The sequence below is a fragment of the Pseudomonas sp. NFACC41-3 genome, from assembly GCF_900109505.1.
GTDB classification, from domain to species: Bacteria; Pseudomonadota; Gammaproteobacteria; order Pseudomonadales; family Pseudomonadaceae; genus Aquipseudomonas; species Aquipseudomonas chlororaphis.
In genome coordinates this window covers 425642-446584 of record NZ_FOAE01000005.1, presented here as the reverse complement: position 1 = coordinate 446584, position 20943 = coordinate 425642, and the positions used below count along the sequence as shown (strand labels likewise).

Here is a 20943-nt window from a genome sequence, read left to right as displayed (position 1 = left end):
CGCATCCTCGGATGCGCCTTTCTTCTATCCGGACTCTACCCACGCTCCACGGTTGCTTAATTTGAAGTACAACCGTTTCTGGGGGACGCATGCTGCAGAATATCAGGGACAATTCACAAGGCTGGATTGCCAAGACCATTATCGGGGTCATCGTCGCACTGATGGCGCTGACCGGTTTCGATGCCATTTTTCAAGCCACTTCCACCAGTCAGGACGCGGCCAAGGTCAATGGCGAAGAAATCACCCAGAATGAGTTGAGCCAGGCGGTTGATATGCAACGCCGTCAGCTCATGCAACAACTGGGCAAGGATTTCGACGCTTCCTTGCTCGACGAGAAGCTGCTGCGTGAAGCCGCTCTCAAAGGTCTGATCGACCGCAAGCTGCTGCTGCAAGGTGCGGAAAACTCCAAGTTCGCGTTCTCTGACGCCGCTCTGGATCAGGTGATCCTGCAAACGCCGGAATTCCTGGTGGACGGCAAGTTCAGCCCTGAGCGTTTCGACCAGGTGATCCGTCAGCTGGGTTATAGCCGGATGCAGTTCCGTCAGATGCTGGCTCAGGAAATGCTGATCGGCCAGGTACGCGCTGGTCTGGCTGGCAGCGGTTTCGTGACCGATGCACAGGTGCTGGCATTCGCTCGTCTGGAAAAGCAGACCCGCGATTACGCTTCCCTGACCATCAAGGCCGACCCCGCGGCAGTCAAGCTGACCGACGATGAGGTCAAGGCTTACTACGACGAACACGCCAAGGAATTCATGTCGCCGGACCAGGTGGTTATCGACTATCTGGAGTTGAAGAAGGCATCCTTCTTCGATCAGGTCAGCGTCAAGGACGAAGACCTGCAGGCGCTGTATCAGAAAGAAACCGCCAACCTGTCCGAGCAGCGTCGTGCCGCGCACATCCTGATCGAAGTGAACGACAAGGTGAACGAAGCGCAGGCCAAGGCCAAGATCGAAGAGATCCAGGCGCGTCTGGCCAAGGGCGAAAGCTTCGAGGCGCTGGCCAAGGAGTTCTCCCAGGATCCGGGTTCGGCGAACAACGGTGGTGACCTCGGTTATGCCGGCCCTGGCGTCTATGACCCGGCCTTCGAGGAAGCGCTGTACGCCTTGAACAAGGACCAGGTATCGGCACCGGTACGCACCGGTTTCGGTTTCCACCTGATCAAGCTGCTGGGCGTCGAGGCACCTGAAGTGCCAAGTTTCGCCAGCCTGAAAGACAAGCTGACCCGCGAGCTGAAAACCCAGCAGGTCGAGCAACGTTTTGTCGAGGCGACCAAGCAGCTGGAAGACTCCTCGTTCGAGGCCTCGGACCTGGCCCAGCCGGCTCAAGAGCTGAAACTGACCGTGCACACTTCCGCACCGTTCGGGCGTGAAGGGGGCGAGGGCATCGCCGCCAACCGCGCCGTGATTCAGGCTGCTTTCAGCCCTGAAGTGCTGGATGAGGGTGCCAACAGCACCGCTATCGAGCTGGACCCGGAAACGGTAGTGGTCCTGCGCGCCAAAGAGCACCGCAAGCCAGAGCAGCTGCCGTTGGAAAGCGTCGCCAGCAGCATCCGCACGCAATTGGCCAAGGAGCACGCCAGTGCTGCCGCCAAGGCCAAGGCCGATGCCTTGATCACCAGCTTGCGTGAAGGCAAGACCGCGCTGAAGGCGCCTGTCGACGGTCAGAGCTGGAAGGTTTCCGAAGCGGTGACCCGTGGCCAGGAAGGCGTCGAGCCGATCGTGCTGCAGACCCTGTTCCGCATGGCCAAGCCAGCGGCCAAGGACAAGCCGACCTTCAGCAGCGTGACGCTGCCGAACGGCAGCCTAGTGGTCTTGCAACTGAGTGGTGTGAACGAAGCCGCTGCACCAACCGATGAAGAGAAGGCCCAGTACCGCCGCTTCCTCGCGTCGCGTGTGGGTCAGCAAGACTTCGCCGCGTACCGCAAGCAGTTGGAAAACCAAGCTGACATCAAGCGCTTCTGATGCCCGACTGAAGTAACAAACAGGGACCCCGGCCAATGCGCCGGGGTTTTTGTTTTCAGCGTATGGCGGGAAACCCATGGCGTCGGGCGTTCACGGCCACCAGCAGGCAAGCCAGCAACAGGCCGATGATCACCCAGGGAAACGATAATACGCCCGGGCCTTCCAGCAGCACGCCACCCACCAGCCCGCCCCCGGCGATCGCCAGGTTCCAGGCGGTCACCAGCATCGACTGCGCGGCATCGGCAGCGTTCCCGGCAGCTTTGGCCAGCGCGGTTTGCAGCAACGTGGCCAGGCCTCCGAACGACAATCCCCAGAGGGCTATCGAGGCATAGACCGCCATCGGCGTATCGGCCTGGAACGCCAGCAGCAGCGCCGAAAGAGCGAACAGGACGCAACTGACGAGTACCAGTTGACGTAACCAGCGATCGATCAGCAGGCCGACGATCCAGATGCTCAGCAGTGCGGTCAGGCCGAACGTCAGCAGTACCCGGTCAATTTGCCCGCCAATGCCGGCCGGCTCCAGAAACGGTGCGATATAGGTGTACAGGATGTTGTGGCCCAGGACATAAGCGAAGGTCACGAACAGCACCGGCTTGACTCCGGGCAAGGCGAACACGCCCGAGAGCGGCAAGCGTTTGTCGGCGCGCAGGCCGGGAAAGTCCGGCACCTGCCAGCGCACCCAGCCGAGCAACAACAGCGTCAGCAGAGTCATCAGCGCAAAGCTCACCCGCCAGCCCACCAGCGTGCCGAGCAGTGTGCCCGCGGGGATCCCCAGGGACAGTGCCAGTGGTGCGCCAAGCATGGCCACGGCGATGGCCCGCCCCTGCAGGTGCGGGGCGACCATGCGGCTTGCGTAGCCGGCCAGCAGGGCCCAGAGCAGCCCGGCAAATACCCCGGCGAACAAGCGGGCGACCAGGGTCAGGCTGTAGTTGGTGGAGATCGCGGTGACACTGTTGACCAGGGCAAAGCCGCCGATCGCGATCATCAGCAAGGGCCTGCGGCGCCAGCCTTGGGTGAGGATCACCAACGGGATCGCCGCCAGCAGTGAGCCAATGGCGTACAGGGTGACCAGTTGGCCGACCAGCGCCGGGGACACCGCCAGGTCCTGGCTCATCTGCGGCAGCAGGCCCGCGGGCATGGCCTCGGTAAGAATGGTGATGAAGCCGGCGGTCGCCAGCGCCAGCAGGCCACCCAGTGGAAGTCGGTCGCGACGCCTGGACTCGATGTCCAGCAGGTCGGCGGTGGCAAGAGGTTTGGTCATGGTGTCAGGCTCGCTACAGGTTTCAGGAAGTAGGGAGGCTGAGGGTAGGGCGCTGTGGTAAAGAGAAAAATAGGCTAAGGTTCCGAACTTATCGGACATCTGTGTCCGTAATGGTGAGGTCGGCGATGGACTGGTTGAGCAATATCTCGGTCTTCCTGCATGTGGCGAAAACCCGCAGTTTCACCGAGGCGGGGCGGTTGTTGGGGGTATCCTCGTCGGCTGTCGGCAAGAGCATCGCGCGGCTCGAGGAGCGCCTGGAGACCCGGCTGTTCCATCGCAGTACCCGCAGCATCACCCTGACCGCCGAAGGCGCGAGTTTTCTCGAGCGCTGCCGCAGAATTGTCGCCGAGGCCGAGGCGGCCGAATTCGATCTGTGCAAGTCTTCCAATGCCCCGCGGGGCAAGTTGCGAGTCAGCCTGCCGCAGGTTCACGGCCTGGTGATGCCGGTATTGGTGGAGTTCATGCAGCGTTATCCGCAGATCGAACTGGATATCGAGCTGACGGACCGCATAGTGGATGTCGTGGAGGAGGGCTTCGATGCCGTGATACGGACCGGCAGCCCCGGCGACTCGCGGCTGGTGGCCCGGTCGCTGGGCCAGTTCCGCCTGGTGCTGGTGGGCACGCCTGGGTACTTTCGCGAGCGGGGCGTTCCGCAGGCCCCCGCGGACCTGGCTAACCACGGGTGCTTGCGGCATACCTTCCATAACACCGGCAAATTCGAGCATTGGCCGCTGCGACGAGCGGTCGATGCCCCGGAGCCGCTGTTGCCGACGCGTTTTGTCAGTACCTCTATCGAAGCGGTGGACCACGCCGTGCGCAGTGGGCTGGGGATCGCCTGCCTGCCCGATTTCATGGTGCGTGAGGCGGTTGCACGGGGCGAGTTGCAGCAGGTGCTCGATGAGCATCTGGAACACAGCGGCACCTTCTGGCTGCTCTGGCCTGCGAGCCGGCACACCGCCGCCAAGCTGCGGGTGTTCATCGATCATCTGTGTGCGCGACTTTTTCCGGCAAACCGTGGTCAGTAACCGTGTATTAATTTTTAAGACACTAATCCGCGCGCCCTGTGGCCTCGAACTGTTGCACAATACGCCCCGGACCGTTTTCCTCAGGATTTTCGATGCATAGATCATTTCACCTGCGTGCTGCCGGGTTGACGCTGCTGCTGGCGGCCATCGCCGGTTGTTCGTCGCAGAAGACCGCCATTTACGAGCATGAAAACTTCGATGACTCCGGCACTTTTTCGCGCAATTACCCGGTGAATGAGACGGCGTCCTGCGAGGCCGCCCGTCGCGCCTTGCTCAGCCAGGGCTACATCATCACCAGCAGCGATCCGAAGCTGGTCAGTGGTCACAAGAGCTTCCAGCAGACCGGCGAAACCCACATGGAGATCAGCTTCAGCGTGGTGTGCGCCCAGGATGGCAACAGCGGCCACCGTTCCACGGTGTTCGCCAACGCCCTGCAAGACCGTTATGCCCTGAAGAAGGTCAACAACTCGGCAAGCCTGGGGGTGGGTGTGCTGGGCTCGGTATCGATGCCGATCGGCTCGACCGACGACTCGATGGTCAAGGTCGCCAGCGAGACGGTTTCCTCGGCGAAGTTCTACGAGCGTTATTTCGCCCTGGTGGAGCTGTTCCTGCCGCAGGAAGCGAAAAAGGCCGCGCACATCATCGAGAAACCCAAGACCGATCTGGGCGTGCCCGAACCCAAGCCCGCCGAGCCTGCCGCGGCGCCTGCCCCGGCGCCAGTGACGCCACAACCGGCGCCTGTTGCACCGGCCGCCGAGCCGGCCCCGGCCACTCCGTCCGTTGCGCCAGCCGAATCGAACCTCTCGCAACCGCTGGCACCACCGGCGGAAGCGGCGCCCATTGCGCCGGGCGCACCTGCCGAGCCGACGCCGCCCACCGAGATCGTTACCCCGCCTCCCGCCAGCACCTTGCCGGCCCCGACAGAGCCGATTCCGGCGCTGCCACAGTAAGCATCTGCGGATAGCTGCGAGATCGACCCAGGTGTCGATCCCGCGGTTGCCGAGCCTCTCTGAACATTTCTTTGCCCGCTCGCGGGTAAATCCGTTGCCAGCTGCTACGTTCCATTTGAGGGACGCAGATTGCGCACGGTATTTTTTCTGTCATACCGGCACTTTATGCTGACGGCTAAGTCAGTAAGAAGACTACTCAGCGAGCAGATTACCTACACCCCACACACAAGGAGTCCGCCATGGACGATTACCAAGAAGAACTGCTGGAATTCCAGGCTTTCGAACTGGACCCGCTGGAACCCGCAGAAGACGCCACCGAGCTGTAACGCCGGTGGCGTTTTTTTAGGCGGACTGCCGGTGGCTGCGACGAAACTCACCCGGTGTCTGGCCGCTCCAGCGCTTGAAGGCGCGTTGAAAGGCCTCGGCTGAGGCAAACCCCAACAGATAGGCAATTTCCCCGAAGGCCAGTTCGGTATCGCGAATGTAGGTCATGGCCAGGTCGCGGCGGGTGTCGTTGAGAATGGCGCGAAACTGCGTGCCTTCCTCGGCCAGTTTGCGGCGCAAGGTCCAGGTTGGCAGCTTCAGGCGTGCCGCCACTTCTTCCAGGTCGGGTTCCCGGCCACCATTGAGCAAAGGCCCCAGCAACTGAGTGATGCGTTCACGCAGGCTGCGGGTGCGGGTCAGTTGCTCCAGTTCCCGTTCACAGAGTTGCAGCAGATGGCGCCAGGTGCTGGGGCAGTGTTCGACATTGCGCTGGGCCAGGGTGGCCTGGCTCAGGCGCAGCTGATTGTGCTCGGCGCCGAACTGGATCGGACAATCCCCCAGGCTGGTGTAGCGGTCGCGGTAATCGGTCTGGGCAAACTCGATCTCGATGCGTTCGGCCTTGACCGGTAAGCCGAGGCTGCCCAGTTGCTGGAGCCAGCCGGCCAGGATCGAATCCACCACAAAGCGGTTATAGGCGTTATAGGGGCTGATGGAATAGAAACGCAGCCAGGCACCGTCGGCGTCTTCGTGGAAGCTCGACTGGCCGCGATAGTTCGAACCGTACAGGGCTTCGAAGCGGGTCAGGCAGCGCGCAGCTTCACGCACGGTCGGCGCCTGGGCGGCGGTGACGCCCGCCAGCCCGGCCTGGCTCAGGCGGCTGAGCTGGCCCATGCGTAGCCCCAGCGCCGGATCGCCGGTCAGTTGAATCGCCGCGTGGCCCAGGCGCATGTAACGGGGAATCGACAGCCGCGCCCCGGCCTCGGCCAGGCGCGCGGCATCCAGTCCGTATTGTTCCAGCAGCGGCTGCGGGTCGAGGCCATGGCTGCGCACCGCGTCGGCCAGGCTATGGACGAAGCCCACCGACAGGTCTCCGAGGCGCATCGGCTGGGGCTTCATGGATTTACAGCCAGATATTCAGCAAACGCGCGCCACGGGCATCGCCATCGGCGAAGTGCTCGCCGTTGCTGTTGATGAAGCTTTGTCCGGCGCTGCCCTGATCCCAGAACTGGCCGCGCAGAAACACGCTGACGCCGGCGCTGGCCAGGCTGCTGGGCACGCGACTGGTCAGGGTCAGGCGACGCCAGGCCTCGCCTTCGCTGACTTCTTCCGGCTTGAGGCTGACCTCGCTCGGGGTCGAGAGGTTCTTGTAGCCGCGCCACGGCCGGTCCCAGGCGCCGCGGCCCATGACGAAGGCCGGGACCGCCACCAGTTGCGCGCCCTGGGCGTTGAGCTTGCGGTAGTTGTCCGGGTACCAGCTGTCGCTGCCGATCAGCACGCCCAGGCGGCCGGCCGGGGTGTCGACCACCTGGACAGCCTGGTCGGCGCTGGCCTGGATAAAACCGCGTTCGTCGAAGGTCGGGTACAGCTGGCGTTGCGGCTGGCCGATCGGCAGGCCGTCGCTGCCGAAGACCAGGGTGGTGTTGTACAGCGCGCCGCTGCCGATGCGCAGGTTGCTGCCTTCGATCACCGGCTCGGGCAGGACAATGGAGCCGGCCACCAGGGTGATGCCAAATTCCTTGGCCAGGCCGCCGAACAGCCGCTGGTATTGATCGGCCATGCTCCTGGCCTTCATCCGCAGGTGCGCGTCGTCCAGGCGATTGTCACCCTTGGCGGTGATCAGGGCGCGCAGGAAGGGCAGCGGGTTGCTCACCGCCAGCCAGTTCATCGCCTCTTTCAGGCTGGCGGCCTGGTACAGCTCGTTTTTCTCGCCGCTGACCATCAGCCAGGTGCCGATGTGCTCCGGCAGCACCACCACGGTCTTTTCATTCAGCAGCCCCTGGTCCCGGGCCTGCTGCAGGTAGGCCGCGAGCTTGCGGTGCAGGCGCTCGGGACTCTGGTAGTCGGTGGGGAACAGCTCGGGCTGGATGCCCAGCAGGTTGCCGTGGTCGGCGGGGGTGCCCTGGTCCACCGCGAGCTGGATCCGCAGGTCGGACAGGTAATGACCGATCGGCCGCTCGCGGGTCCACAGGGCGTAGCTGGTGATGGCGGCAATCAGGGCCAGGGTGAAGGTGAAGTACAGAAGTTTGCGCATGGGAAGACAGTCGGCAGCCGTGTGCGGGATTCGCTGACTAGGGTAGGGCCCATGTCCGCGATTGCCAAGGGCGGGCTGCGCATTTGGATCAATAAGTTGTCAGTTACGGTCATTGAGCACCTTGGGGGCTGCTCTTAGTCTGTCGAACATGACCGACGGAGGCCGCAGAGCTTCCGCATTTTTTCCGTGATCGTTCGATGTGGAGTTACCGATGGCCGCCGCTCACTACCCGCATTTGCTGGCCCCGCTGGACCTGGGTTTTACCACCCTGCGCAACCGTACCCTGATGGGCTCGATGCACACCGGCCTGGAAGAAAAGCCCGGTGGTTTCGAGCGCATGGCCGCCTACTTCGCCGAGCGTGCTCGCGGCGGCGTCGGCCTGATGGTCACCGGCGGCATCGGCCCCAATGACGAAGGCGGCGTGTACTCCGGCGCGGCCAAGCTGACCACCGAAGAAGAAGCGCTCAAGCACCGCATCGTCACCCGCGCGGTCCACGAGGCAGGCGGCAAGATCTGCATGCAGATCCTCCACGCCGGGCGTTATGCCTACAGCCCGAAGCAGGTGGCGCCGAGCGCGATCCAGGCGCCGATCAACCCGTTCAAGCCCAAGGAGCTGGACGAAGAGGGCATCGAGAAACAGATCCGCGACTTCGTCACCTGCTCGACCCTGGCGCAGCAGGCCGAGTACGACGGCGTCGAGATCATGGGCTCCGAGGGCTACTTCATTAACCAGTTCCTCGCCGCGCACACCAACCACCGGACCGACCGCTGGGGCGGCAGCTACGAAAACCGCATGCGCCTACCGGTGGAAATCGTCCGCCGCGTGCGCGAAGCAGTAGGCCCGAACTTCATCATCATCTTCCGCCTGTCGATGCTCGACCTGGTGGAAGGCGGCAGTACCTGGGAAGAAATCGTGCAACTGGCCCAGGCCATCGAGCAGGCCGGCGCGACCCTCATCAACACCGGGATCGGCTGGCACGAAGCGCGGATCCCGACCATCGCCACCAAGGTGCCGCGTGCCGCCTTCAGCAAGGTCACGGCCAAGCTGCGCGGTTCGGTATCGATCCCGCTGATCACCACCAACCGCATCAACACTCCTGAAGTGGCCGAGCAGATCCTCGCCGAAGGCGACGCCGATATGGTTTCCATGGCGCGGCCGTTCCTCGCCGACCCGGAGTTCGTCAACAAGGCGGCCGCGGGGCGTGGCGACGAAATCAATACCTGCATCGGCTGCAACCAGGCCTGCCTGGACCACACCTTCGGTGGCAAGCTCACCAGCTGCCTGGTCAACCCGCGGGCCTGCCACGAGACCGAGCTCAACTATTTGCCGGTGCAGCAGATCAAGAAGATCGCCGTGGTCGGCGCCGGCCCTGCCGGGCTGTCCGCCGCGACCGTGGCGGCCGAGCGTGGCCACCAGGTGACGCTGTTCGATTCGGCCAGCGAAATCGGCGGCCAGTTCAATGTCGCCAAACGCGTGCCGGGCAAGGAAGAGTTCTTCGAAACCCTGCGCTACTTCAAGCGCAAACTGCAGACCACCCACGTCGAGCTGTGCCTGAACCGCCGGGTCGATGTCGAGCAACTGGTGGCCGGCGGCTATGACGAAATCATCCTGGCCACCGGTATCGCCCCGCGTACGCCGGCGATCCCGGGTGTCGACAACGCCAAGGTCCTGAGCTACCTGGACGTGCTCTTGCAGCGCAAGCCGGTGGGCCAGAAAGTGGCGGTGATCGGGGCCGGCGGCATCGGTTTCGACGTCTCCGAATTCCTCGTGCATCAAGGCGTGGCCACCAGCCAGGACCGTGAAGCGTTCTGGAAGGAGTGGGGCATCGACACGCACCTGGAGGCCCGTGGCGGCGTCGCCGGCATCAAGCCCGAGCGTCATGCCCCGGCGCGCCAGGTGTTCCTGTTGCAGCGCAAGACCTCCAAGGTCGGCGACGGCCTGGGCAAGACCACCGGCTGGATCCACCGCACCGGCCTGAAGAACAAGCAGGTGCAGATGCTCAACAGCGTCGAATACCTGAAGATCGACGACGCCGGCTTGCACATCCGCATCGGCGAGAGTGGCGAACCGCAGGTCTTGCCGGTGGACAACATTGTGATCTGCGCCGGCCAGGACCCGCTGCGCGAACTGCACGAAGGCCTGGTGGCCGCCGGGCAGAACGTGCACCTGATCGGTGGCGCCGATGTGGCCGCCGAGCTGGACGCCAAGCGCGCGATCAACCAGGGCTCGCGCCTGGCCGCCGAACTCTGATCCAGCGGTAATCAAGGCCACTGCGATTCCGGATCGCGGTGGCCTTGTTGCGTCCGCTGCGCGGCCGATCGCAGCCTGCGGCAGCGGCTACGAAGTAGGGGTGTAGCCGCTGGCGAAGCCTGCGATCGGGGTCGCAGGACCCGCTATCAGGGACTCCGCGGTTTTGCTGATAGACTCCCGCCTCACTCCTTCCAAATCTCTCCATCCATGGCGTTTCCTGCTTCCTTCGACTGGCTGCCCAGCGCACCCTTGCAACCCCTGGACCTCGACTGGCTGACCGAGACCGGGGTCGAGGTGGCGGTCTTGCGCCTGGACCAGATCGACCCGCTGATCTCCGGTAACAAGTGGTTCAAGCTCGCCCCGCATCTGGCGGCGGCGAGCCAAGCCGGCGCTGAGGGCATCATCAGCCTGGGCGGCGCGCACTCCAATCACCTGCACGCGCTGGCGGCCGCCGGCAAGCGTTTTGGTTTCGCCACCGTGGGGTTGCTGCGCGGCCATCCGCAGGACACGCCCACCGTGCTCGACCTGCAAGGCTTCGGCATGCAGCTGCACTGGCTCGGTTACGCCGGCTACCGGGCGCGGCATGAGCCTGATTTCTGGCAACCCTGGCAGGCGCAGTACCCCGGGCTGTTCCCGGTGGCGGAGGGCGGCGGTGGCTTGCTTGGGGCAACCGGCTGCATGCCGCTGGTGAAGCAGCTGCGCAGCCAGCTGGATGCCCTGGGTTGGGACGACTATCACGGCTGGTGGCTGGCCGCCGGCACCGGCACCACCCTGGCCGGGCTGGTGCTGGGGGAGGCTGGCGCCCACCCGGTGTATGGCGCCCTGGCGGTGCCGGACGATCATGGCGTCGCGCAACAGGTGGCGGCGATTGTGCGGGAGGCGGGGCTGCAGGCTGCGCGCTATGAACTGCTCGACAGCAGTCGTGGCGGTTTCGCCAAGGTCGACCCGCTGCTGCTGGCGTTTATCGAGGAGAACGAACGGCACAGCGGCATCCCCCTGGAGCCGCTGTACACCGGCAAGGCCTTGCTGGCCCTCAAGCAACAGGTCGAGGCCGGGCGGTTTGCCGCCGGCAGCCGGCTGGTCTTCGTCCATACCGGCGGCCTGCAGGGCCGCCGGGGTTTCGCCGCGCCGGTGCAGCCTTAGCCGCGCTTGGGCAGCATGCGTTGCAGGGTGTTGTCGCGCATAAAGTAGTGGTGATAAAGCCCGGCCACCGCATGCAGGCCGATCAGCCAGTAGCCGACGGTGCCCAGCAGTACGTGCCAGCCTTCGACCTGCTTGGCGAACTGTTTGTCTTCAGCCACCAGCAGCGGCAGGTCGATGCCGTAGAACATCACCTGATGGCCTTCGGCGCTGGTGATCAGCCAGCCGAGGATCGGCATGGCGATCATGAACAGGTACAGGGCCCAGTGCATCAGCCTGGCCAGGACCGTCTGCCAGCTCGGCGGGGTTGGTAGGATCTTCGGCGCCACCCCCAGGCTGCGGGCCAGCAGGCGCAGCCAGACCAGCACGAACACGGTCAGGCCGAGCATGAAATGCGCTTCCTTGATCAGCGTCCGGCCACCGCTGCCCTTGGGGAAAATACCGCGCAGTTCGATGCAGGCGTACACCGCGATCAACAACACCAGCATCAGCCAATGCAATGCAATCGACACCGTACTGTAACGGCTGTCGGAGTTCTTCCAGGGCATAGATCCTTCCTCGTTCATCAGGTCAGTTGTCTCCGTTCTTAACGACGGAATGCGGTAACTGTAATCCTGTTTCCGAGGCTCTGCCCGGGGCAAATGCGCGGTTTGAGCGGGTAGCGGAAAAAAAATGGCAGCCGCGGATCGGGGCTGCCGTTGGGGGGAGGCAAGTGGCCGATCAGCTGCTTTGCGGCATCTCGCCGTTGGCCAGGCGCTGGTTGATGTCGGCGATCACCTGCGGCAGGTCGCTGATGGTGTCGATCATGTAGTGCGGGCGCGAACCTTCGAACAACGCGTGGATGCGCTGGCGCTCGCCGGCCAGGGTGTTGCTGCCCAGGGCACGATAACCTTCGTAGGTCAGCCCCAGGGCGTTGCCGGAGCAGATCAGGGCCACGGTCCACATGCCAGCGCGCCGTCCTTCGAGAATGCCCGGCACGGTGTCGTCGATCTTCACGCAGGCGGCGACATCGTCGATCCCCAGGGCGATCACGTTGGCCAGGGCCTGGGCCGGCCATGGGCGGCCGTTCGGCACTTCATCGGTGGCCACCACATGGTCGGCGACGTAGCCATGGGTCGCGGCCAGTTCCACCACCTTGTCCATGACCTGCTTCGGGTAGCCGGAGCAGGAGCCGATCTTTATGCCTTGCCGGCGCAGGATGGCGATGGTCTCCAGGGCGCCGGGAATCAGCGCCGAATGTTCGGCGATCTTTTCGATCTGCAGCGGCATGAAGCGCTGGTAGATGGCGGTGACATCCTCATCGGTCGGGGTGCGGCCGAACACCTGGCGATAACGCTCGGCAACCTGCGGCAGGTCGCACAGGGTGCGGATATGGTCCCACTTGCCCATGCCCATCGGGCCGCGGGCTTCTTCGATGGAGACCTGCACATCGAACTCGGCGAAGGCTTCGACGAAGATCTGGGTCGGCGCGAAGGAGCCAAAATCGACCACGGTGCCGGCCCAGTCGAGGATGGCGGCTTGCAGCTGGTTGGGGGTGTTGTAGTGCATGTCTGGAAAACCCGTATAGGAGCGAGCTTGCTCGCGAAAAAAAGTTGGGGGGCCGCGCCGTCTGTATCGCGAGCAAGCTCGCTCCTACAGGCCGTGTGGTGGTTGTAGCAATCAGATATCCAGCACTTGCATTTCCCGCAGCACGTCGGCGATGGCCTGGACCGCGGCGCGCATCCCGGCCGGGTCGACGTGGCCGATGCAGCCGACGCGAAAGGTTTCGACCTGGGTCAGCTTGCCGGGATAGAGGATGAAACCCTTGGCCTTGACCCGTTCGTAGAACTCCTTGAACTGGTAGCGCGGACCTTTCGGCGCGTGGAAGGTGACGATGATCGGCGCCTGGATCGCCGCCGGCAGGAAGCTGCGCAGGCCCAGTCGCGCCATGCCGTCGAGCAGCGCCTGGCAGTTGGCGGCATAACGCTGGTGGCGCGCCGGCAGGCCGCCTTCTTCGTGGTATTGCAGCAGCGCTTCGTGCAGCGCCGCGACCACATGGGTCGGCGGCGTGAAGCGCCATTGCCCGGTCTTGACCATGTAGCCGTGCTGGTCGTGCAGGTCCATGGCCAGCGAGTGCGAGTTGCCGGCGGCCGCGGCCAGGGCTTCCTTGCGGGCGAAGACGAAGCCCATGCCGGGGACGCCTTCCAGGCATTTGCCGGACGCGGCGATCAGCGCGTCGAACGGCACATGCCGGGCATCGATCGGCAGGGCGCCGAAGGAACTCATGGCGTCGATGATCAGGCGCTTGCCGTGACCGGCCACGACCTGGGCGATCTCCGGCAGCGGGTTGAGGATGCCGGTGCTGGTTTCGCAGTGGATCAGTGCCACATGGGTGATGGCGACGTCGGCTCGCAGCAGGCGATCGACGTCGGCGGCGCTGGTCGGCTGGTCCTCGGCGGTTTCGAAGGTGCTGAAGTCGCGGCCCAGCACTTCGCAGATCTTCGCCAGGCGCTTGCCGTAGGCACCGTTGATCAGCACCAGCACCTTGCCGCCCCGTGGCACCAGAGTGCCGATGGCGGCTTCCACGGCGAAGGTGCCGCTGCCTTGCAGCGGTACGCAGTGGTGGCTGGCGGCGCCGTTGACGATGGCCAGCAACTGTTGGCAGAGGCTGGCGGTCAGCTGGTTGAAACGGTCATCCCAGGAACCCCAGTCCACCAGCATCGCCTGGCGGGTACGGGCCGAGGTGGTCAGGGGGCCGGGGGTGAGCAGGATGGGCGCGGCAGTACTCAATTCGGGTGTCCTCGCAGAAGCGCTGTGGGATGCGCTTGGGATAAAAACTACGGGGCCTAAATTGCAGTTTGGCTCTTTATCAATCAAATTGTTTGTTGTTATGCCAGCCATAAGTGAGGCCGATAGATATGAACCTGTTCCAACTGCGCGCATTCGATGCCGTGGCCTGTGAAGGCAGCTTCACCCGGGCCGCGGCGCGGCTGTTCATCAGCCAGCCGGCGGTCACCGGGCATATCAAGGCGCTGGAGGAGCACTACCAGATCACCCTGCTGCGCCGCACCGCGCGCCGGGTCGAACTGACGGAAGAGGGCACCCGGCTGGCGGCGATCACCCGCGCCATGTTCGGCCTGGCCGAAGAGGCCCAGGCCATGCTCGAAGCCAACCGGCAATTGCTCACCGGGCGCCTGGAAGTGGCGGCGGACGGCCCGCACCTGGTGATGCCGATGCTCGCCAGCCTGCGCGAGCGCTATCCGGGGATTACCGTCAACCTGCGCCTGGGCAATGCCCAGGAAACCCTCTCTGCGCTGCTTTCGGAGCACGCCGATGTGGCGGTGCTGACCGAGGCCGAGCCACGTAAGGGCCTGCATCTACAGAGTCTCGGCGAGTCGCGGATCTGCGCGCTGGTGCCGCAGGGCCATCCATGGCTGGCCGAACCCGAGGGCGTGCGGCTGGAGCGACTGGACCAGGTGATCATGGTCCTGCGCGAGCCCAGCTCGATTACCCGCCGCACCTTCGATCAGGCCTGCGCCCAGGCCGGGGTCAGCCCCAAGGTGCTGCTGGAACTGGACAGCCGCGAGGCGGTGACCGAGGCGGTGGCGGCGCAGCTGGGGGTGGGCGTGGTGTCGTCGCTGGAGCTCAGCCCCGACCCACGGGTGCGGGCGGTGCCGATCATCGGTGCGGGGCTGCTGAACCGGCACATGCTCGGCTGCATGGAGCGACGTCGGGAGTTGCGCTTGATCCAGGCCTTCCTGGGACTGGCCCCCACAGGCTGACACTGAACCTGTAGCCGCTGCCGCAGGCTGCGATCGGCCCGGAACGGGACGCGCTCTTGAGGCCCCGGGAAGTTTGTCGCAGCCTGCGACCGCGGCTACAGGTCGCGGATCTGACTTTTTGGTCGATTGGTGCCTTCAGGCCGTATAAACTTGCCCATCGCGTCGGCCACATCCAACTCGACGCCACAGATCAAAGAGAGTGAGTAATGGGCGCACAGTGGAAGGTTAAACACAAAGAAGCAGCAGCCAACGCCAAGGGCAAGATCTTCGGCAAGCTGGTCAAAGAGATCACCATTGCCGCCCGCAACGGCGCTGACGTCGCCACCAACGCACACCTGCGTCTGGTGGTGGAGCAGGCGAAAAAGGCCTCGATGCCCCGCGAGACCCTGGAGCGTGCAATCAAGAAAGGTTCGGGCCAGCTCGGCGAGACCGTGCAGTACCACCGCGTGACCTACGAAGGTTTCGCGCCGCATCAGGTGCCGCTGATCGTCGAATGCGTGACGGACAACATCAACCGCACCGTGGCGGAAATCCGCGTGGCCTTCCGCAAGGGCCAGCTGGGCGCTTCCGGTTCGGTGTCCTGGGACTTCAACCATGTCGGCATGATCGAAGCCGCGCCGGACAGCCCGGACGCCGATCCGGAACTGGCGGCCATCGAAGCCGGGGCCCAGGATTTCGAGCCTGGGGACGAGGGCGCGACCCTGTTCCTGACCGAGCCTGCCGACCTCGACGCGGTGCAGAAAGCCCTGCCCGAGCAAGGCTTCACCGTGCTCTCGGCCAAGCTCGGCTACCAGCCGAAGAACCCGGTCAGCGGCCTGTCCGACGAGCAGATGGCGGAAGTTGAAGCCTTCCTCGAAGGCCTGGACAACCATGACGACGTGCAGGACATGTTCGTCGGCCTGGCGGGTTGAGCCCAGCCCGGTGAATCGCGCTACCTGAGCGATTCTTGCGCCAGCCGGCAAGCTCCAGCAGGAGCGAGTTGGCTGGCGATGCTCTTCAAATCCCCCGCAACACGTCCCCGACTTCGGCAAATCCCGGCCGCGCCAGCACCTGCGGCTGACAGCAGTCGTTGACCAGCGCCGCCAGGCGTTCATGCTGCCGCGGGCTCAGGCCCGACTCGACCCTTGCCAGCAACTCCTCCAGCAGAATGCCGAAGGCCCGTACTTCGATGCGTTGCAGGGCCCGGGTTTCCTCGGTGTCGGCCAGCGCATGGAAGGACGCCGCGCCAAAATCCCCCAGCAGGCACTCGCCCTGTGGGTTCCACAGAATGTTATGGCCGTACAGGTCGCCGTGGGTGATGCCCTGGCGGTGCAGGTGCGCGCCAACCGAAGCGATGCCGCGGGCCATGCGCAAGGCCGCGTCGGCGCTGAAGCGGGTGCGCTCGTCGTAGATGTCCCGGGTGCAGGAGGCCAGGCTCGGCAAGGCCGCCAGGTTGCGGTAGCTCGGCTCGATCAACTGCATCACCAGGCCGTTCTGCCCTTCGGGATGATCGCTGATCCGGCCTTCGACCCGGATCAGGTTCGGGTGCCGGCCGGCGCTGATGCAGGCGTTCATTTCATGCAGCGGCGAGCCGTCGCTGGTCATGCTGCCCTTGTACAGCTTGACCGCCACTTCGCTTGGCGCTTGCCCGGGGGGCTGCCAGCGGGCCTGGTGAATCACCCCGGAGGCGCCTTCGCCCAGGCGCTGCTGCACTTCCAGCTCGGCCCAGGGAATGCGTGCCACCGATTCCAGCGCCGCGGCGTCGGCCTCGGATTCCAGCGGGTTACCGGCATAGGCCAGCCAGGTCAGACGCGGCAGGCCAAGCAGGAAGGCCGGCAGTGCGCTGAGCTGGTTGGCAGCGATGCGGATCAGCTCCAACTGCTGGCATTGGCCGAGGCTCTGGGGCAACCGGGTCAGGCGGTTGCCGGAGAGCATCAGCTTTTGCAGGTGCGGGCGCTGGCCCAGTTCGTCCGGCAGTTCCTCGATGCGGTTGTCGGTGAGGATCAGCCAGCGCAACAGCGGCGGCAGGGAGGCGGCGGGCACCCGTTCGATGCGGTTGGCCTTGAAGCCGACCATGCTCAGTTGCGCGCACTGGCCGACACAGGCAGGCATCTCGGTGAAGAGGTTATCGGAGCAGAACAGCACCCGCAGGCGGGTCAGGCGGTGCAAGTCGTCCGGCAGGCTGCTCAGGGCATTGCCGCTGAGGTTGAGGACTTCCAGCGAGTCCGCCAGGTCGAAGATTTCCCGGGGGAATTCGCTCAGCCCGCAAGACAGGTCCAGACGCTTGAGCCCGGTCAATTGGCCGGCTCGCAGTTGGGCAAGGGTATCCATGAACAGGTTCGACACTCAGGCAGGAGGAGGGCGCGTGGCCCTGGAAATGGCCGCCATGATAGCGGCGTGGAGTGGTGGGTGGCGACCGCCGGTTCAGCCCGGCGGCGTATCCGCGCTGATTTCCTGCAGCTGGCCCAGGCGGCTGCGGGTGCGCGCCAGGTCGATGGCGTTACCGCCCAGGCTTTCGCGCAGGGAGCGTTCGCCGATCAGGGTCAGGTGTTTGTCCTGGTCGTACAGCACGTCGATCAGGTTGATAAAGCGTTGCTGCACGGCAATCGGGCATTCGCCCAGCTCGGGCAGCTCGTCGATGATCCAGTGGTCGAAACGCCGGCTCAGTTCCAGGTAGTCCATGACCGCAGTCGGCTGTTCGCACAGGTCACTGAAGGCAAAACCCACGCTGTGCCGTTCGCACAGCCGTACCTGGAGTTGGCGCGCGCCGACCATCAGCGCCGAGGTCGGGCCGTTGCGCCGCGGCAGGCCCAGGCTCCGGCGTTGCTGCTCGCTGCCGGGCCACAGGTAACGGCCCTGGGTGAATACCTGCTGCGAATGGCTGCGGGGCTGGCTGCGGTAGTCGTGGGGGCCGCCGACCTCCATCACCTGCATGCGGCTGCCGATCAGGTCGATCACCGGCTTGAAGCGTGCGTGGTAGAGCGGGTTGGGCAGCAAGCCCTGGGGCGCGTAGTTGGAGGTCACCAGCAGCAGGATGCCGCGCTGGAACAGGGCCTTGAACAGCCGCGTGATCAGCATCGCGTCGCCGATGTCGTGGACGTGGAACTCGTCGAAGCACAATACGCGGCAGTGGCTGAGCAGTTCGTCGAGGGTGGCCTCCAGGGCATCGGGCTGTTCGCGGTGACGGAACATGCCCTGGTGCAGTTGGGCGAAGAAATCGTGGAAGTGCAGGCGCTGTTTTTCCGCCAGTGGGATGGCGTGGAAGAAACCGTCCAGCAGCCAGCTCTTGCCCCGTCCCACCGCGCCATAAAGGTACAGGCTGCGGCTGGCGTTTGGCTTGGCGTCTGGCTGGAGCAGGGCGTTGGCCTGCTGGGCCATGTAGTCGATCACCCGCTGCTGGCTGTGGCTGAGGGTGTAGCCCTGGTCGTGGGCCTTGTGCCGGAAATACTCGTGAATCACTCGGCCGTGGCTGGTGCTGGCGGCGGGCCGGGCGAAGGCCTTGCCGAAGAACGCGCGCAGCCTGGGCCAGCGCGATGGGCGTAGCGAGCGGTTTGGCGGTAAAGCGGCCAATGGTGTCACCCCGATGGTTCCAGGCCAGCTCCCCCCCTGGAACCGGCGCGGTAATTTAACCAATCCCCGGCCCGGCATCCAGCGCTGTCTGAAGGCGCTGATTGGTTCTACGAAAAGTTCTGGTCGGTACAGTTTTTTGCCCGTGTCACTGTGTTCGCCCCTGGTGCATCGGGCGCCCAGGGGGCTGTTTTATTGGCGGGCGGCTTGCCCCCGGCGCTGGCGATTTCCCCGGCGCTGACTAACCTGAGCTGTACCTACCGTTCCTCAAAAGGATTGAGGCGTTGAATGGCAAGCCGGTTTTTTGCAGTCATGAGCATGCTGCTCGCCGCGACAGCATCGGCCGTGGAACTCCAGGTGGAGGTCCGGGTCGACGTGCAGCGTGGCTGCCAGCTGGTGGGGCAGCAGCGCGACGCCGGCGTCGAGCAACTGGGCGTGCTGGATTTCGGCAGCAGCCCGCGTCTCGACAATCCCGCCGGCCCCCTCAGCGCGGCGTTGCTCGACACTCGCCTGCCCAGGCTCGAGTGCAACCCGGACACCCCTTATCAAGTGCGCGTCGATGGCGGGCAACACGGGGGCGTCGGCGAAGTGCGCTACCTGGCCGGCAGTGCCGAACACAGCAAGCCCATTCCCTATCGCCTGTACCAGGACGCGGCCCGGCGCATTCCGCTGCCAGTGGATGTGCCGGTGAGCGGCCGGGTGCCGGATTCGGGTTCGGTGGACCTGCCGTTGTACGGGCGGATCGAACCGCTGGCCGAGATCCCGCGGGTCAGCCGTTATTCCGATCTGCTGAAAGTGACGGTCACCTGGTAGTGGCCGTGAAGGAGCCGTCCGGTGGATCCGGGCAGTACAGGGAGGTCGCTCGCCATGAGCGGTCAAGGGAGAGTCCTGATGGATCTGGGATGGATGCGGTATGACAAGTAGACGCTGGGCGCTGTCGGCCCTGGGTTCCCTGCTACTGCTGGCCGACCATGCGCAAGCGGCGATCAGCGGGCAGATACACGCGCGGCTGACCATTATCGCCGGCTGTGAAGTGACCAATGGCGCGACCCGCACGCCCGAGAATCCGGTTGACGACTTAGGCCTGCTGGATTTCGGCCAGCATGGCCCGACCTGGAGTGCGCCCCTGAGAGCCAATGTCAGCGGTAGCGGCAGTGGGCGCCTGGAGGTGGCCTGCAACCCTTCGGTGACCGGCTTCACCGTGACCATCGACGGCGGCCGCAATGGCGACGGCAACACCCGGCGCCTGAGCAATGGTCGCCAGACCATTGCCTATCGGCTGTTCCTCGATGCCTCCGGCAGCGACAGCTACAGCATCGGTCAGCAACGCAATTTCGCCGTTACCAGTGGGGCCCAGGTACCGATCCCGGTGTTTGGCTCGGTGGTCGCGAATAGCCGGGCGCTGCCGGCAGGGGTCTACACCGACACCCTGACGGTGACGCTGGATTGGTAAACCCAAAGAGGACGAATGTCATGCACATGCTTGTATCCCGGATCGCCTTGTCGCTGCTTGGACTGGTCATGTTTTCCGTGGCCCAGGCCGCGACGGTCACCGGCCAGATCACGTCCAGCCTGATTCTCACCAGCAGTTGCCAGGTCAATGGCGCGGGCGGCAGCAGCGGCCTGAACTTCGGCGCCCTGAACTTCGGCACCAGCGACAGCCTGTTCACCCAGGCTACGGCCCAGGTACTCGGTGGCGGCGGCGGGGCCTTGTCGATCCTCTGCTCCAGTGGCACCAGCCCGGTGGTGACGGTCCGCGCGGGCACCCATGACGGCCAGTCCGCCGGCGGCACCCGGGCCCTGGCCGATGGCAGCGGCAACTTCGTGCCTTACGACTTGTACACCGACTCCGGGCACACGCAGCTCCTGGCCATCGACGATGCCATCAACCTGGCCACCAGCACCGGCGTGGCGCAGACCGTCAACATCTACGGCAAGGCGCTCGGCAAGGCTGGCCTGCCGGCGGGCACCTACACCGATACCGTCGCCGTCGAACTGACCTTCTGACGCCATGACCCGTCACGCGTGCGCAGCGCTGGTACTGCTCGGTGCCAGCAGCCTGCCGCTGCCCCTGGCGGCGGTGACCAGCCAGAGCTTCCAGGTCAGCGCCACGGTGGTTGCCGGGTGCCTGGTGGTGGGTGGCGTGAGCAATTACGGCAACCTGAACTTCGGCAGCCAGTCGGCGTTGTCCACCAGCACGCTGCAGGTCGCCCTGGCGAACAGCGTGCAACTGCAATGCACGCCGGGGGTGACCCTGAACATGAGTGTCGACGGCGGCCAGTACAACAGCAGCGGACGGCACATGCAGCTCGATGGCGGCAGTGCGCGGGTGGCTTATCAGCTGTTTCGCGACGCCGCGTTCAGCCAGAGCCTGGGCATCGGCCAGAGCGTGGCGGTGGCCTATAGCGACGCGAACAACATCAGCCTGCCGATCTACGGCCAGGTGCAATTACCGGGTAATCAGCCTGGGGGGACGTACAGCGATGTGCTGCAGGTGCAGCTGTCGTGGTGATGGAGCAAGACCATAAGGAGT

General features: G+C 64.7%; 19 protein-coding genes. 11 read left to right on the top strand and 8 right to left on the bottom strand.

What is annotated here, in order from left to right; all coding sequences use genetic code 11:
- Positions 1-89: 89 nt before the first annotated feature.
- Positions 90-1961, top strand: a complete 1872-nt coding sequence (locus BMY68_RS23565; RefSeq protein WP_085534054.1) for a SurA N-terminal domain-containing protein — start codon at positions 90-92, stop codon at positions 1959-1961.
- A gap of 55 nt (positions 1962-2016) precedes the next feature.
- Here the strand turns inward: BMY68_RS23565 and BMY68_RS23560 are convergent, their stop codons facing one another.
- On the bottom strand, positions 2017-3222 hold the full coding sequence (locus BMY68_RS23560) for an MFS transporter (RefSeq protein WP_085534056.1): 1206 nt from the start codon (positions 3220-3222) through the stop codon (positions 2017-2019).
- Between the two features lie 125 nt (positions 3223-3347).
- Here BMY68_RS23560 and BMY68_RS23555 point away from each other — a divergent pair, with 125 nt between their 5' ends.
- Both BMY68_RS23555 and BMY68_RS23550 read left to right on the top strand, forming a co-directional pair.
- Positions 3348-4247 (top strand): LysR family transcriptional regulator, encoded by a 900-nt coding sequence (locus BMY68_RS23555; protein ID WP_053261889.1) that lies wholly within the window; start codon positions 3348-3350, stop codon positions 4245-4247.
- 92 nt (positions 4248-4339) lie between these two features.
- Positions 4340-5197 (top strand): DUF2242 domain-containing protein, encoded by an 858-nt coding sequence (locus BMY68_RS23550; protein WP_085534058.1) that lies wholly within the window; start codon positions 4340-4342, stop codon positions 5195-5197.
- A 342-nt stretch (positions 5198-5539) separates the two neighbouring features.
- Here the strand turns inward: BMY68_RS23550 and BMY68_RS23545 are convergent, their stop codons facing one another.
- Entirely contained in the window at positions 5540-6577 is a 1038-nt protein-coding gene (locus tag BMY68_RS23545; RefSeq protein WP_085534060.1) for an AraC family transcriptional regulator, read from the bottom strand.
- 4 nt (positions 6578-6581) lie between these two features.
- The gene (locus BMY68_RS23540; protein WP_085534062.1) at positions 6582-7712 is read right to left on the bottom strand and encodes a carbon-nitrogen hydrolase family protein; all 1131 of its coding nucleotides are present in this window, start codon (positions 7710-7712) and stop codon (positions 6582-6584) included.
- Positions 7713-7923: 211 nt separating this feature from the next.
- Between BMY68_RS23540 and BMY68_RS23535 the strand changes: the two genes are divergently transcribed.
- Both BMY68_RS23535 and BMY68_RS23530 read left to right on the top strand, forming a co-directional pair.
- Positions 7924-9963 carry an NADPH-dependent 2,4-dienoyl-CoA reductase gene (locus tag BMY68_RS23535; protein WP_085534064.1) on the top strand — a complete coding sequence of 680 codons (2040 nt, stop codon included), beginning with the start codon at positions 7924-7926 and terminating at the stop codon, positions 9961-9963.
- Between the two features lie 207 nt (positions 9964-10170).
- Positions 10171-11106: a 1-aminocyclopropane-1-carboxylate deaminase/D-cysteine desulfhydrase gene (locus tag BMY68_RS23530; protein ID WP_085534066.1), complete on the top strand. Its 936-nt coding sequence runs from the start codon at positions 10171-10173 to the stop codon at positions 11104-11106.
- Here the strand turns inward: BMY68_RS23530 and BMY68_RS23525 are convergent.
- The 3 genes from BMY68_RS23525 to BMY68_RS23515 form a co-directional block, all read right to left on the bottom strand.
- Positions 11103-11651, bottom strand: a complete 549-nt coding sequence (locus BMY68_RS23525; protein ID WP_085534068.1) for a cytochrome b — start codon at positions 11649-11651, stop codon at positions 11103-11105. The two genes, BMY68_RS23530 and BMY68_RS23525, sit on opposite strands and share 4 nt — an antisense overlap.
- Before the next feature lie 172 nt (positions 11652-11823).
- Positions 11824-12651 (bottom strand): phosphonoacetaldehyde hydrolase, encoded by an 828-nt coding sequence (gene phnX / locus BMY68_RS23520; protein ID WP_085534070.1) that lies wholly within the window; start codon positions 12649-12651, stop codon positions 11824-11826.
- Positions 12652-12762: 111 nt separating this feature from the next.
- Positions 12763-13872 carry a 2-aminoethylphosphonate--pyruvate transaminase gene (locus tag BMY68_RS23515; RefSeq protein ID WP_085534072.1) on the bottom strand — a complete coding sequence of 370 codons (1110 nt, stop codon included), beginning with the start codon at positions 13870-13872 and terminating at the stop codon, positions 12763-12765.
- Positions 13873-14000: 128 nt separating this feature from the next.
- Between BMY68_RS23515 and BMY68_RS23510 the strand changes: the two genes are divergently transcribed.
- On the top strand, positions 14001-14864 hold the full coding sequence (locus tag BMY68_RS23510; RefSeq protein ID WP_085534074.1) for a LysR substrate-binding domain-containing protein: 864 nt from the start codon (positions 14001-14003) through the stop codon (positions 14862-14864).
- 206 nt (positions 14865-15070) lie between these two features.
- Positions 15071-15775 (top strand): YebC/PmpR family DNA-binding transcriptional regulator, encoded by a 705-nt coding sequence (locus tag BMY68_RS23505; protein ID WP_007927175.1) that lies wholly within the window; start codon positions 15071-15073, stop codon positions 15773-15775.
- Positions 15776-15860: 85 nt separating this feature from the next.
- Here the strand turns inward: BMY68_RS23505 and BMY68_RS23500 are convergent, their stop codons facing one another.
- Both BMY68_RS23500 and zapE read right to left on the bottom strand, forming a co-directional pair.
- Complete coding sequence (locus tag BMY68_RS23500) at positions 15861-17174, bottom strand: leucine-rich repeat-containing protein kinase family protein (RefSeq protein ID WP_085534076.1); 1314 nt, start codon at positions 17172-17174, stop codon at positions 15861-15863.
- Positions 17175-17267: 93 nt separating this feature from the next.
- Positions 17268-18413 (bottom strand): cell division protein ZapE, encoded by a 1146-nt coding sequence (gene zapE / locus BMY68_RS23495; protein ID WP_085534078.1) that lies wholly within the window; start codon positions 18411-18413, stop codon positions 17268-17270.
- 285 nt (positions 18414-18698) lie between these two features.
- Here zapE and BMY68_RS23490 point away from each other — a divergent pair, with 285 nt between their 5' ends.
- The 4 genes from BMY68_RS23490 (at position 18699) to BMY68_RS23475 (ending at position 20922) form a co-directional block, all read left to right on the top strand.
- On the top strand, positions 18699-19223 hold the full coding sequence (locus BMY68_RS23490) for a Csu type fimbrial protein (RefSeq protein WP_009044637.1): 525 nt from the start codon (positions 18699-18701) through the stop codon (positions 19221-19223).
- Between the two features lie 100 nt (positions 19224-19323).
- Positions 19324-19863: a Csu type fimbrial protein gene (locus tag BMY68_RS23485; protein ID WP_085534080.1), complete on the top strand. Its 540-nt coding sequence runs from the start codon at positions 19324-19326 to the stop codon at positions 19861-19863.
- Positions 19864-19883: 20 nt separating this feature from the next.
- Positions 19884-20417, top strand: coding sequence for a Csu type fimbrial protein (locus BMY68_RS23480; protein WP_009044635.1), 534 nt, complete (start codon positions 19884-19886; stop codon positions 20415-20417).
- A gap of 4 nt (positions 20418-20421) precedes the next feature.
- On the top strand, positions 20422-20922 hold the full coding sequence (locus tag BMY68_RS23475) for a Csu type fimbrial protein (protein WP_009044634.1): 501 nt from the start codon (positions 20422-20424) through the stop codon (positions 20920-20922).
- Positions 20923-20943: the final 21 nt, after the last annotated feature.

Excerpts from the sequence above, each read along its gene's own strand:
- BMY68_RS23510 (WP_085534074.1), top strand. The coding sequence starts at position 14,001 with ATGAACCTGTTCCAACTGCGCGCATTCGATGCCGTGGCCTGTGAAGGC.
- BMY68_RS23565 (WP_085534054.1), top strand. The coding sequence starts at position 90 with ATGCTGCAGAATATCAGGGACAATTCACAAGGCTGGATTGCCAAGACC.
- BMY68_RS23545 (WP_085534060.1), bottom strand. The coding sequence starts at position 6,577 with ATGAAGCCCCAGCCGATGCGCCTCGGAGACCTGTCGGTGGGCTTCGTC.
- BMY68_RS23525 (WP_085534068.1), bottom strand. The coding sequence starts at position 11,651 with ATGCCCTGGAAGAACTCCGACAGCCGTTACAGTACGGTGTCGATTGCA.
- BMY68_RS23550 (WP_085534058.1), top strand. The coding sequence starts at position 4,340 with ATGCATAGATCATTTCACCTGCGTGCTGCCGGGTTGACGCTGCTGCTG.
- phnX (WP_085534070.1), bottom strand. The coding sequence starts at position 12,651 with ATGCACTACAACACCCCCAACCAGCTGCAAGCCGCCATCCTCGACTGG.
- BMY68_RS23555 (WP_053261889.1), top strand. The coding sequence starts at position 3,348 with ATGGACTGGTTGAGCAATATCTCGGTCTTCCTGCATGTGGCGAAAACC.
- BMY68_RS23490 (WP_009044637.1), top strand. The coding sequence starts at position 18,699 with ATGGCAAGCCGGTTTTTTGCAGTCATGAGCATGCTGCTCGCCGCGACA.
- BMY68_RS23540 (WP_085534062.1), bottom strand. The coding sequence starts at position 7,712 with ATGCGCAAACTTCTGTACTTCACCTTCACCCTGGCCCTGATTGCCGCC.
- BMY68_RS23505 (WP_007927175.1), top strand. The coding sequence starts at position 15,071 with ATGGGCGCACAGTGGAAGGTTAAACACAAAGAAGCAGCAGCCAACGCC.
- BMY68_RS23560 (WP_085534056.1), bottom strand. The coding sequence starts at position 3,222 with ATGACCAAACCTCTTGCCACCGCCGACCTGCTGGACATCGAGTCCAGG.
- BMY68_RS23500 (WP_085534076.1), bottom strand. The coding sequence starts at position 17,174 with ATGGATACCCTTGCCCAACTGCGAGCCGGCCAATTGACCGGGCTCAAG.
- BMY68_RS23485 (WP_085534080.1), top strand. The coding sequence starts at position 19,324 with ATGACAAGTAGACGCTGGGCGCTGTCGGCCCTGGGTTCCCTGCTACTG.
- BMY68_RS23480 (WP_009044635.1), top strand. The coding sequence starts at position 19,884 with ATGCACATGCTTGTATCCCGGATCGCCTTGTCGCTGCTTGGACTGGTC.
- BMY68_RS23535 (WP_085534064.1), top strand. The coding sequence starts at position 7,924 with ATGGCCGCCGCTCACTACCCGCATTTGCTGGCCCCGCTGGACCTGGGT.
- BMY68_RS23475 (WP_009044634.1), top strand. The coding sequence starts at position 20,422 with ATGACCCGTCACGCGTGCGCAGCGCTGGTACTGCTCGGTGCCAGCAGC.
- BMY68_RS23530 (WP_085534066.1), top strand. The coding sequence starts at position 10,171 with ATGGCGTTTCCTGCTTCCTTCGACTGGCTGCCCAGCGCACCCTTGCAA.